This window comes from Mitsuokella jalaludinii DSM 13811, from assembly GCF_000702905.1.
GTDB lineage: Bacteria > Bacillota > Negativicutes > Selenomonadales > Selenomonadaceae > Mitsuokella > Mitsuokella jalaludinii.
This window is the reverse complement of record NZ_JNKR01000016.1, coordinates 43,884-55,618: the sequence shown is the minus strand read 5'-3', so window position 1 is coordinate 55,618 and position 11,735 is coordinate 43,884. Positions and strand designations below refer to the sequence as shown.

The window sequence follows — 11,735 nt, the reverse complement described above, 5'->3', positions numbered from 1 at the left end:
TTTTGCAGAAAGAGCCTGCCCCCTGAGGGGCAAGCTCTTTTTATTTCCTTGTCATTCACTGCCTGAAGCATTCGCTGTCATGACGAACTGCACGATCTCATTCATCGGGGAGGTCACGAGGTAGGGCCTTGCTGGCTCTGCCTGGTCGCTCGACTGGAGGACGTCCTTCGTGTCGTAGCGCTGCACCTCCGAGGCGAAGATCTGATATGTCCTCTTCGCGGGGTCGAACTGCATCAGGTAGATGTAGCGGCGGTTGAGGTCGGCCCGTATGACGGCGACGCGCGCCGTCCAGAGCGTCTTCTGCACGTCGTTCTCTACGACCTGATCCGAGGAGATCGAATCCGTGTCGACGTAATACCCCGTCGAGCCATTCGCATCGACAAACTGCATGTTCTCGGCGTAGGCGCGGCTCATGAACACCATCAGGCAGACAGCCAGCAGACAACCGATCTTGCGGATTCCCATCCCTTCATCGTCCTTTCTTCATCCCCATCATGGAGAACTCTTGCAAGCAGGATTCACTATCTTTCTTATTATAGGAAAATCCGCCTGCATCGTCAAGCACTCTGGATTGCGTCAGCAGATGCGCGGCACGAGGTTGCCGAGCGGCATGTCGACGATGCGGATACCGCCGATGGCCGTGCGCAGGCCGACCTGGCCCGGCGCCTCGGCCGTGACCTCGCCGATGAGGCAGGCATCCTTGCCATAGGGGTTCTCGCGCATGACGGCGAGGACCTCATCGGCCTCCTCCGCCGGCACGAAGGCGATGCATTTGCCCTCGTTGGCGAGGTAGAGCGGATCAAAGCCCAGGATGTCGCAGACACCGCGGACCTCCTCGCGGATGGGCAGCGCGTCCTCGTCGATGAGGACGCCGCAGTGCGAGGCCTCAGCGATCTCGTTGAGCACGGCCGCCACGCCGCCGCGTGTCGGATCGCGCAGCACGGCGATGTCCGGCGCGGCTTCGAGCATGGCGCGCGTCAGCGAATTCAAGGGCGCGCAGTCCGTCTTGATGGTATCCGGCAGTTCGAGGCCGTGACGGCCGGCGAGCACTGTCGCCGCGTGGTCGCCGATGAAGCCGGAGAGTAGGACCTTCATGCCGGGCTTCACGTGATGCGGCGAGATGGAAGTGCCCGGGATGATGTCGCCGATGCCGGCCGTGTTGATGAAGATGCCGTCGGCCTTGCCGCGCTCGACGACCTTCGTGTCACCCGTGACAATCGCGACGCCGGCCTCCTCGGCCATCTCGCGCATCGTGTGCGCTATCCTGCGCAGGTCCTCGATGAGGAAGCCCTCCTCGAGGATCATGCCGACCGAGATGTAGCGCGGTACAGCGCCCGTCATCGAGAGGTCGTTGACCGTGCCGCAGATGGCCAGCTTGCCGATATTGCCGCCGTTGAAGAACAGCGGCTGCACGACGTAAGAATCCGTCGTGAAGGCGACCTTGCCGCTCATCGCCACGGTCGCGCCATCGTGCAGTTCGTTGAGGTACGGGTTTGAGAACTCCGGCAGGATGACCTCCTGCATGAGCTCCTGACTCAATTTGCCACCGGCGCCGTGCGCCATCGTAATGCGTTCATCTGCCATATGAAAATCTCCCCTGACCGTATTTATACCAAGCAGCGCAGACACCCTCGACCGATACCATGCAGGGACCGATGGCGTGCGTCGGCACGCATGCCTTGCCGAAGAGCGGGCATTCCTTCGGCGTCACGATGCCGCGCAGCACCTCGCCGCAGCGGCAGCCCGGCTTGTTCTTGCCCATCGGCACGTCGAGCGGCAGCAGCCGCTCGATGTCGTAATCTTTGAAGGCCTCGCGCATGCGCAGTCCTGACAGCGGGATGGCGCCAATGCCGCGCCAGGCCGCGTCAGCCGGCTCGTAGACGAGGTCCGTCGCGTGCTTGGCGGCGGGGCTGCCACCCGCGTGCACGACACTGCCGTACTCGTTCTCGATGCGCGCCGCGCCCTCCGTCACCTGCTTCATCAGGCGGTAGAGCGAGCGCAGGATCTGCAGCGGCTCGAAGCCCGTGACAACGCCCGGCATGTGATATTCCTCGGTGAGGAACTGGAAGACCTCCGTGCCCGTGATGACGGAAACGTGACCCGGCAGGATGAAGCCGTCGACGCGGACATCGGGGTCATCGAGCAGTGCACGCAGTGCCGGCGGCACGAGCTTCTGGGCTGACAGCATGTAGAGGTTGACGATGCCCTGCTGCTTGGCAGCCAGCACCGTCGCAGCAGCCGTCGGCGCCGTCGTCTCGAAGCCGACGGCGAGGAAGATGACTTTCTTTTCGGGATTGTCCTTCGCCACCTGGATGCTGTCGAGCGGCGAGTAGACGATGCGGATGTCCGCTCCCTCTGCCTTGGCCTCCATGAGGCTCGACTTCGAGCCCGGCACCTTGAGCATGTCGCCGAACGTCGTGATGATGGTATCCGAGCGCTTGGCGTAGGCGATGGCCTTGTCCATGTAGTCGTCCGGCGTCACGCAGACGGGGCAGCCAGGGCCCGAGACGAGCTCGACATTCTCAGGGAGCATCTGGCGCAGGCCCGCGCGGAAGATCGCTACCGTGTGCGTGCCGCAGACTTCCATGAAGCGCAGCTTGTGATCTGCGCCCTCAGCCATGCGGCCAATCTCTGCGACGAGGCGCTTGGCGAGCTCGCGCTCTTCTTCTTTTGTCATAGCTGTCATATCTCCGTGCCACCTGCTTCTTCTGCGATGCCGGTGACCGTGCGCGGCGCGCCGTTCATCTCGGCGAGCAGTGCGTTCGTCTCGGCGACTTCTTCTTCCGTGACCTTCTGTATGGCAAAGCCGGCATGCACGAGCACATAGTCGCCGACCTGCGTCTCCGGCAGCAGCATCAGGCTGATATCGCGCGTCACGCCCGAGATATCCACCTTGCCCACTGCGTCATGGATCTCCTTCACCTTAGCAGGAACTGCCAAACACATATCGTTACCTCCATCTCATTTCATCTCTTCGCGGACACATTCCTCGGCGACGACACCGTAGTCGAGCGAGCGGCCCGCTTCTTTCTCTTTCACCGCAATGCCCCATTCCTTGAGCACATCGATGGCCTCCTGCGCGATGAGCGGCAGGAGTTTTTTCATCTCAGGGCTGAGCTCCACGCCCGCCTCGAGGTCGTACGGCTGTGCGCCGAGCACGACGACCTCCGGGATCTTGCGGCCCGTGACCGTCAGGAGCGCGAGGACGTCCTGGATGCCGACCTCATGCGCGCTGAGCTTGTCCTGGAAGTGCGCCATGATATCGTCGTTGTGGAAGTGGAAGCGCGTGCCGGGCGCCTGCCCGCCGTTTATGGAGTCGATGACGAGCAGCTTCTTCGTGCCCGTCACGTACTGCGTGAGCTCGATGCCGAGCGTGCCGCCGTCGATGACCTGCACCGACTCGGGGAAGTCGTAGTGCGCATCGAGGTATTCTGCGACGCGCACGCCGAAGCCCTCGTCGCGCAGGATGACATTGCCGACGCCGAGGATCGTGACCTCAGCCGGATGGAGCACATCGTCCATGCGCGGGTCCACCGCGCTGTCATTGCCAAATACATCTGCCATGTCATTTCCCCTTCTTCTGCTTCGCCGCGACGCGGCCGAGCAACCAATCACACCACGCATCAAGCCCCTGGTCCTTCGTGCACGAGACCTCGATGACATCCATGCCCGGATGGAGCGTCGTGATGTCCTCCTTGGCCGCCGCCATGTCGAAGTTGCAGTAAGGCAAGAGGTCTGCCTTGTTGAGCAGCGCAATGGCCGACTCCTTGAAGATCAGCGGGTACTTCATCGGCTTGTCGTCGCCCTCCGTAATGGAGAGCACGACACCCTTGTCATCCTCGCCGACGGCGAACTCTGCCGGGCAGACGAGATTGCCGACGTTCTCGACGACGAGCAGGTCGAGGTCATCGAGGTCGAGCTTCTGCGCGACCTTCTGGACCATCGGCGCGTCGAGGTGGCAGCCTCCAGCCGTGTTGATCTGGATGACCGGCACGCCGTGCTTCTCGATGCGGTCCGCATCCTTGCTCGTGAAGAGGTCGCCCTCGATGACAGCCATCTTGAGCTTGTCCTTGAGCTTCTCCATCGTCTTCTCGAGCACGGACGTCTTGCCGGCGCCCGGCGAGCCCATGAGGTTGATGACGTACACATTCTTCTCCGCAAACAGCGCCTGGTTCTCAGCCGCCACGCGGTCATTCTCACCTAAGATATTCTTCATGACCTGGATCTCAGCCATTCAATCCACCTCCAGATATTCTACCTGCATCTCGCGTCCCGATACGATCTTGAGGACGCCGTCCTTGCACTCTGGGCACCAGAAATCGTAGTGCTCGATGCGGAAGTCCTTCCCGCACTTCGTGCAGCGGCCGACGAGCGGCACGTGCTTGACCTTGATCTCGGCCCCCTCCGCGAGCGTCCCCTTCGCAATCATATCGAACGAGAACGTCAGGGAGTCGACGACGACGCCCGACATATCCCCAATCAAGAGGCCGATCTCGCGGATGCACTTCGCATCGTTCTGCTTTGCGTAGTCGAGAGCAATGTCGAGCACGCCCTCGGCAATCGCCATTTCATGCATGATACTCCTCCATCAAAAAACGCCTTCCCCGCCATCTTACCTGACAGCCGGGAAGGCGTTCCATCAAATCACCGGTCGATTATAACGCGGCTTCGAGATTACGTGCCTGCAGGACACCGAGGATGTCCATGAGCTTCGTCTTTGCGGGACTGTAATCCACCGTCGTCTCACCGTCGTGCGCATGGATGTGGACGAAGAGCACGCCCGGCAGGCCGAGCAGCGCCTTCTCTACTTCCTTCGCACTCTCTTCTGTATAGCCTTTGACTGTGAACTGGAGACGCGTATTGCCGTTCGTCTCGCCGCAGCCACATTCTTTACACATTGCTACAGTACTCCTTTGTCAATCCTTCTTCTTGGACTTCGGGCCCTCTTCATTGATCTCCGGGGCATCGAGCGGTACGTGCTCGAGGAACTTCACGCCGGAGAACATCGAGGATGCCTCGCCCTCTGCTTCCATGAGGTCTGCGCGCAGGACCATATAGACATGGCCGATGGCGAAGACGATGATGAGCCAGGCAACGATGTGGTGCACCCAGTGCGTGACCATCTCGCCACCGAGCACGACATTGACCCAGCCAAAGAGCATGCCGCCGATGTTGTTTGGCTCCGTCATGTAGTACATGGCAAAGCCCGTGAGGATCTCGATGAGAACCATCACGTAGAGGCCGACGTACGACGTGCGTGCCAGCGGGTTGCGCAGGTACGGGTCGTGGCCCGGCTTCAGCAGCATGTAGTGCAGGGCGACGTCAATCGTATCGCGGTAGAAGTGGCCCTTCCAGACGCGCGGGAAGAGACGGTCACCCGGATAGCGGATGTAGCCGTAGATGCGCAGGATGAACGCTGCGCAGAACGTAAAGGCCGCGATGAAGTGTATATTCCTTACCCAGTCCATGGACATGGATGTGTACGTCGGCTCAATGCCCATCACAGTCACCGGCTTCGTGATCAGAAGGCCGGTGATGAACAGCGTGACAATCGACAGCACCATGATCCAATGGAAGATCCGCAGAAACGGACTGAACAGGTAGTAGACTTTCCGTTTTTCTTCTTTCATTCTACTATTCCTTTCCTTTCCACCAGGACCCCGGCTCACTTCTCAACGCGCGTGCCAGAGTACGGGTCCGTCGTGATGACATTGATCTTCTCGCCCTTCGCATTGAACATGTGTGTAGCGCAGGCCATGCACGGGTCAAAGGAGCGGACAACCTTGACGATCTCAAGCGGCTTGTCTGCGATCTTGACCTGCGTGTCCATCATGGCCTTCTCGTAAGCGCCGTGGCCAGCTTCGTCGTCGCGCGGGCATGCATTCCAGGTCGTCGGGACGACAGCCTGATAGTTGTCCGTCTTGCCGTCCTTGATGACGATGTAATGCGAGAGCGCACCGCGCGGAGCCTCGTAGAGGCCGACGCCCTTAGCCGTCTTCGGCCACGTCGACGGATCCCACTTCTCCATGTTGGCCGTCTTCGTGTCGCCCGACTTGATGTTGGCGATGAGCTTGTCGAAGAAGAACTTGTTGATCTCTGCATTGAGCTGGCAGTCGAGACCGCGGGCAGCCGTGCGGCCGACCATCGTCGGGAGCCAGACCTCCGGTGCGAGGCCGAGGACCTTCGATACGGCGTCGATCTGATCGAGCATCATCTTCTCAGCCCAGGTCGGCTCGCCGAGCATGCCCTTCTTGGCCTTCGTGTAGATGATGATGTAGCGGGCCAGAGGACCGACCTCGCAGAGCTTGCCGCGCCATTTCGGCGTCTTGAGCCAGGAGTACTTGCCCTGCTCGTTGAGTGCCTTCCAGTCCGTCGGCGTGCCTTCCTTCGGTGCCGTGAACTTCGGTGCCGTCACGCCGTCCCACGGGTTGCGGTCGTGCTCACCGTCTGCCGGGTACTCGTACCACGAATGCTCAACGCCTTCCGTGAAGACTTCCGGCTGCGTGAGATCTTCTGCGTCGATCTCATAGACCTTCGCTGCATCGATGCCCTTGCCGAAGTCCTCGACAACGCCGTTCGTGCGGATCAGCAGGTTCTTGAAGAAGTCGCCGTTTGCCGTGCCGGAGAACGGCTCAATCGGGTAGGAACCGTAGCCGAGCACGCGCTCCTTGGCGAGTCCGCCGCCGTCTACGCGGCCAGCCTTGACATAGGCAGCGCCGATGGCGAGGACGTCGGGGATGTAGAAGTTGTTGACGAGCGTGCGGCCGAGGTTGATGGCGCGGTCGACGATGCCGAGGCGGGCCGTGTTGACCGGCGCGTTGCCATCTTCCAGCGAGATGGAGCACGGCATGCCGCCGACGCAGTAATGCGGATGCGGGTTCTTGCCGCCGAAGATGACCTGCGGCGTGACGAGATCGCGGTGCTTGTCGAGCATCTCGAGGTAATGTGCAATCGCCATGAGATGAACCTCAGGCGGCAGCAGCTTGTAATCCGGATGATCCCACCAGTTGGCCGAGAAGATGCCGAGCTGGCCGCTCTCGACGATGGCCTGGACCTTGTTCTTGATCTCAGCGAAGTACTGCGGCGTAGCAGCTGGGAACGCATGGTCGTATGCTTCCGTCACCGAGGTGCCCGGTGCGCTGAACGGCAGCTTGTAGGCGTTGAGCGCTGCGACCTGCAGGTTGGCCGTCGCGACAGGGTCAGCGGCGAGCGCCTCGACCGGGCTGACCCAGTCGAGTGCATGCAGGTGGTAGAAGTGGACGATGTGGTCCTGTACCGTCAGCGTCGCAGCCATGATGTTGCGGATGTAGTTGGCGTTCTTCGGGATCTTGATGCCGAGCGCATCCTCGACAGCGCGCAGGGAGCCCAGGGCGTGCGCACTCGTGCAGACGCCGCAGATGCGCTGGATGTATGCCCATGCGTCGCGCGGGTCGCGGTCCTTCATGACGAGCTCGAGGCCGCGCCATGCCGTACCAGACGAAAGCGCATCCGTTACCTTGCCCGAACCTTCATCGACCTGCACCTCAACGCGCAGATGGCCTTCAATTCTTGTGATTGGATCTACTACTACGTGTTTCATTTATTCACCTGCTCCCCGTTCTCTTCTTCCTTAGCTGCATCGCGTTTCTTCTTCTGGATGACGCTGGCTGCGCCGTGTGCTGCGACACCGACAGCCGTGACGCCGGCGATGGCTGCGCCAATCTTATCGACGTCGCCGATCGGCTGGCCGAACTTCGGCAGGCGCTCGCTCATCTTGCCCTCATCCCAGAAATGCGCATTCGAGCAGCCGATGCACGGTGCACCGGACTGGATCGGATAGCTCATGCCCTGGAACCAGCGCATGTTGCCGCAGGAGTTGTACGTCTCCGGGCCGCGGCAGCCGAGCTTGTAGAGGCACCAGCCGGCCTTCGAGCCTTCATCGTCGTAGCTCTCAGCGAACATGCCGGCATCGAAGAACGGACGGCGGTAGCACGTATCATGGATGCGGTTGCCGTAGAACTGCTTCGGACGACCCTCGCCATCGAGCGGCGGTACCGTGCCGAAGAGAGCGACGTGCATGATGACACCCGTCATGACTTCCGGGATTGGCGGGCAGCCCGGCACATTGACGACCGGCGTCTTGCCCGTGAAGTTTGTGATGCCCGAAGAACCCGTTGGGTTCGGGTTGGCGGCCTGGATGCCGCCCGAAACAGCGCAGGTGCCGTAAGCGATGACAGCTGCGGCATTCTCAGCAGCGCGCTGCAGCGTATGCGTGAACGGATGACCGCCGCTCATGCAGTAGACGCCGTTGTCCTTCGTGCAGGCAGCGCCTTCGACGGCCAGGATGTACTGGCCCTTGTACTTCTGGATGGTTTCCTCGAGATGGGCCTCGAACGGCTCGCCGCTGGCAGCGGAAAGCAGATGATCGTATTCGAGTGCGACCTGGCTCAGGATGACATCCGAAGCGTACGGAGAACCGGAACGGATGAAGGACTCATCGCAGCCCGTGCATTCGTGTCCGTGGATCCAGATGACGACTGGAAGCGGCTTCTTCTCGGCAGCCTCGACGACCTTCTCGAGCTTGTCCGTGCTCAGGCCCATCAGAGACGTCAGTGCAACGCAGCCCTTGACAAAGCTGCGGCGGCTCATGCCTTTTCTGAGATATACATCCCACATACTCTCCCGTTTGTCCACTTTGTTACCTCCTCATGTAATCCTTGCGGATCGTGTGCGACTCCTTTGGCAACGGCGGCTCGTTTCCGTTACAGGCAGAAGGCAGACGCGTTATTGTGGCTTCTCATTTCATTATACGCTGAATAGAGTAAAATATCTATATCTATTCTCCTATCAATTCATTATAAATTTTATTGATGATTGGAATACAATAGATTGAATAAATAAAGAAATAAATAAAGGTTATCCAACGTATAATTACTGGGTCGACTACGTTTTTGTTCGCTGTAAAAAGGCAGATTTCCTGCTGTTTATTCTTGATTCTTCCGCCTTTACCATTCCTTTTCAGAATCGATGTGATATATATTTCGAATCATCATAAAAAAACTTGAAATATGGAATAAAACGCGCTATACTGAAATACGTCTTGGGGACGTAGCTCAGCTGGGAGAGCGTTCGGTTCGCATCCGAGAGGTCGAGGGTTCAATCCCCTTCGTCTCCACCAAGTAGAATATCGAGCAGGCATATGTCTGCTTTTTTTGTGCCCTGCATTATATGTAACTATTGACTTTACAATTAGCACGTGCTATGCTTGACTCAGTAAGGATTTGACAGAACCTTTTAGCATTTACCATTCAGAAAGGATGATCATCATGACGAAGGAAGAAGTATTGCAGCATGTACAGGGCGTCATCGACGCGCCGAGCGCCTACGCAGGTCTCAAGGAAGTCGCCAAGGAATACCTCGCTTCTGTCGGCAAGGCAGACGAGAAGGAAAAGGCAGAGAAGCTCATCGCCGCCCTGAAGGAATGCGTCGAGGGCATCGACGACGTCCTGCCGTTCTTCGCCTCTGACAAGGCAAAAGAGCTCTTCGGCGAGGAGCAGGCAGCCGCCCTGCTAAAGAAGGGCCAGGAAGTCAAGGCTGCCGGCGGCGACACCTGCTTCTGCCCGGCCTGCACCAACGGCAAATTCGTGCTCGACCATCAGGATTTGCTGCTGAAGTAATTTGAAGTCAGGAGTTATTTAAGGGGAAGCGCAACGAAGAAGGGTGTGGGTTTACATCGTTCAAGGGGAGGGGGCATGTATTTCGGCTTCGTCGCTCCGTTGAATGCGCCCCATGACAGGATGCCAATGCCAAGCTGTTTCGCCGCCTACCGCGGCGCTTTGACATCGGCTTATTAAGAGACTGACGGAGTGGGGCGCAGCCCTGCGGGCGGTCACTTCGCTCCTGCAGGCGAAATACATGCCCCCTCCCTCAGATACGCTTCGGGAACGAGACGTACCTAGGACAGGTTCTCGGCACCCTCGCCCCCTTGCAAAACTTTCTAACATTGCCCTAACAACGTCCCACACGCCCCACAACTTCACATGAAAAAAAGCTGCTGCACCATCGGGTGCAGCAGCTTTTTTATGCTTATTATGAGTTTGTCAGTCCTTGAAGACGCTCATGTCGAGGCTCGTGAAGCCCTGGAGGAATTCCTGGACTTTTGCGGCGATCTCGGCGACGCCGCCCTTCTTGCGGCTCTCGATGTTGAGCGGCATCTGCGGGTCGTGCAGGCTCATGCGCAGCAGGGCCCAGCCGTCCGGGAAGACGAGGCGCACGCCTTCGTACGACGGCTTGGCCGCGCGGATGCCGGCCTCGGCGGCGCGCTGCTCGAAGACTTTGAGCACGTTCTCACCGTAGCTGCGGAAGTCGTCCTCCCCCATGATCTTCATGCGGTACTCGCGGCTCTCGACGGGCTCGCCGAGCTTCTTGACGAGGTCTGCGAGATGGCGTCCCTGTGCCTTGGCCTTGGCGACGGCAATCAGGAGCTTGACGGCCAGGTAGGCGCCGTCATCGAGGTAGTAGTTCTCGGAGAGGGCGCCGTGGCCGCTCGTCTCGATGGCCAGCGGCGAGACGGTGCCTTCCTTGTTAAGGCGGATGCACTCGTCGATGACGTTCTTGTAGCCGCGCTTGAAGCGCAGATGGCGCAGGCCGAGCTCGCCCTGCAGGAATTCGGTGAGCTCGTCGCTCGTGACAGAGTCCGTGACGATCGTGCTGCCCGGATAGTCCGGTGCGAGGATGGCGGCCATCATGGCAATCAGGGCATTGCGGCTGATCTCCTTGCCGTTCTTGAGGACGGCGCTCATGCGGTCGACATCCGTGTCGAAGATCAGGCCGAGGTCGGCATGGCTGTCGAGCACGGCCTTGCGGATGGCGGCCATGGCCTGCTTGTTCTCCGGGTTCGGGATGTGGTTCGGGAAGTGGCCATCCGGCTCGAGGAAGACGCTGCCCGACGTGTCAGCACCGAGACGGCCGAGCACCTGCGTCGCGAAGAAGCCGCCCGCGCCGTTGCCGGCATCGACGACGACATGCATTCCCTTGAGCGGCGTGTCGCCCATGTTGAGCGCCGCGCGGATCTTCTTGCGCAGGTGGTGGCAGTAGCGATCGATGAGGTTGTACTTCTGGGCCTTAGAAAGGTCGCCCTTGACCTCTGGATTGCGCGCTGCCGCCTCGAGGATGGCGATGATGTCCTCATGCTCGACGCCGCCGTCCTTCGTGAAGAACTTGAGGCCGTTGCGGTTGTAAGGCAGGTGGCTGGCCGTGATCATGATGGAGCCGTCCATCTTCGTCTCGGGGAAGACGATGGACATGAACATCGACGGCGTCGACGCGAGGCCGCAGTCGACCGTCACGACGCCCGCATACGTCAGCGCCTCGAGCACCGCTTCCTTGAGCATCGGCGCAGAAAGGCGTGAGTCGTGACCGACCGCAACGCGCAGGTCCTTGACCCTCTTGCCCGTCTTCTGTGCGAGGAAATCGAGGAAACCGCTCGTGATGCGGTTGGCGGCCTCGGCATTGAGCGTCACCGGCTCGTCGGCCACGCCCTCTATAGAAACACCGCGCACATCGCTGCCATTGGCGAGCTTGAGCAGATTCTTTTCGGATATCGGCATATGATTACCCCCCTGCAAGATTCATTCTTGCTGTTTTCATGTTATTGCTACTTCTCTCTATTCCATAGCCACTCCACAAAATCCTGCTTGCAAAAGGAGAAAGACCGACAGCAAAAAGAGGCCATCACCCATGGTGATGGCCTCTTT

The 11,735-nt window shown here is 59.7% G+C and carries 13 protein-coding genes and 1 tRNA gene; 2 read left to right on the top strand and 12 right to left on the bottom strand.

Annotated features, from left to right (window positions below; translation table 11 throughout):
- Positions 1 to 51 precede the first annotated feature (51 nt).
- The 11 genes from T518_RS08510 to T518_RS08460 all read right to left on the bottom strand — a co-directional run bounded on the left by T518_RS08510 (position 52) and on the right by T518_RS08460 (position 8,673).
- The gene (locus tag T518_RS08510) at positions 52 to 465 is read right to left on the bottom strand and encodes a hypothetical protein (protein ID WP_036378241.1); all 414 of its coding nucleotides are present in this window, start codon (positions 463 to 465) and stop codon (positions 52 to 54) included.
- Between the two features lie 111 nt (positions 466 to 576).
- A complete protein-coding gene (hypE, locus tag T518_RS08505) occupies positions 577 to 1,584 on the bottom strand; it encodes a hydrogenase expression/formation protein HypE (RefSeq protein ID WP_036378240.1) in 1,008 nt (335 codons plus the stop codon).
- Positions 1,574 to 2,686 carry a hydrogenase formation protein HypD gene (hypD, locus tag T518_RS08500; RefSeq protein ID WP_036378239.1) on the bottom strand — a complete coding sequence of 371 codons (1,113 nt, stop codon included), beginning with the start codon at positions 2,684 to 2,686 and terminating at the stop codon, positions 1,574 to 1,576. The genes hypE and hypD overlap by 11 nt, the downstream gene beginning before the upstream one ends.
- Positions 2,683 to 2,946 (bottom strand): HypC/HybG/HupF family hydrogenase formation chaperone, encoded by a 264-nt coding sequence (locus T518_RS08495; protein ID WP_036378238.1) that lies wholly within the window; start codon positions 2,944 to 2,946, stop codon positions 2,683 to 2,685. The genes hypD and T518_RS08495 overlap by 4 nt, the downstream gene beginning before the upstream one ends.
- Positions 2,947 to 2,961: 15 nt before the next feature.
- Entirely contained in the window at positions 2,962 to 3,564 is a 603-nt protein-coding gene (locus tag T518_RS08490) for a HyaD/HybD family hydrogenase maturation endopeptidase (protein WP_036378237.1), read from the bottom strand.
- 1 nt (position 3,565) lies between these two features.
- Entirely contained in the window at positions 3,566 to 4,234 is a 669-nt protein-coding gene (hypB, locus tag T518_RS08485; protein ID WP_036378236.1) for a hydrogenase nickel incorporation protein HypB, read from the bottom strand.
- Positions 4,235 to 4,576: a hydrogenase maturation nickel metallochaperone HypA gene (gene hypA / locus T518_RS08480; RefSeq protein ID WP_036378234.1), complete on the bottom strand. Its 342-nt coding sequence runs from the start codon at positions 4,574 to 4,576 to the stop codon at positions 4,235 to 4,237.
- Between the two features lie 79 nt (positions 4,577 to 4,655).
- The gene (locus T518_RS08475) at positions 4,656 to 4,898 is read right to left on the bottom strand and encodes a heavy-metal-associated domain-containing protein (RefSeq protein ID WP_005840792.1); all 243 of its coding nucleotides are present in this window, start codon (positions 4,896 to 4,898) and stop codon (positions 4,656 to 4,658) included.
- 18 nt (positions 4,899 to 4,916) lie between these two features.
- Entirely contained in the window at positions 4,917 to 5,630 is a 714-nt protein-coding gene (cybH, locus tag T518_RS08470; RefSeq protein ID WP_036378233.1) for a Ni/Fe-hydrogenase, b-type cytochrome subunit, read from the bottom strand.
- Positions 5,631 to 5,665: 35 nt separating this feature from the next.
- On the bottom strand, positions 5,666 to 7,579 hold the full coding sequence (locus T518_RS08465) for a nickel-dependent hydrogenase large subunit (RefSeq protein WP_036378232.1): 1,914 nt from the start codon (positions 7,577 to 7,579) through the stop codon (positions 5,666 to 5,668).
- Complete coding sequence (locus T518_RS08460) at positions 7,576 to 8,673, bottom strand: hydrogenase small subunit (RefSeq protein WP_036378231.1); 1,098 nt, start codon at positions 8,671 to 8,673, stop codon at positions 7,576 to 7,578. Before T518_RS08460 ends, T518_RS08465 begins: the two co-directional genes overlap by 4 nt.
- Positions 8,674 to 9,081: 408 nt before the next feature.
- On the opposite strand from T518_RS08460, the gene T518_RS08455 reads away from it, so the two are divergent.
- Both T518_RS08455 and T518_RS08450 read left to right on the top strand, forming a co-directional pair.
- Positions 9,082 to 9,157: transfer RNA gene (locus T518_RS08455), tRNA-Ala, on the top strand.
- A gap of 148 nt (positions 9,158 to 9,305) precedes the next feature.
- Complete coding sequence (locus T518_RS08450; protein WP_036378248.1) at positions 9,306 to 9,656, top strand: hypothetical protein; 351 nt, start codon at positions 9,306 to 9,308, stop codon at positions 9,654 to 9,656.
- Between the two features lie 423 nt (positions 9,657 to 10,079).
- Here T518_RS08450 and T518_RS08445 read toward each other — a convergent pair whose 3' ends face one another.
- Positions 10,080 to 11,588, bottom strand: a complete 1,509-nt coding sequence (locus T518_RS08445; RefSeq protein ID WP_036378228.1) for a phosphohexomutase domain-containing protein — start codon at positions 11,586 to 11,588, stop codon at positions 10,080 to 10,082.
- Positions 11,589 to 11,735 lie beyond the last annotated feature (147 nt).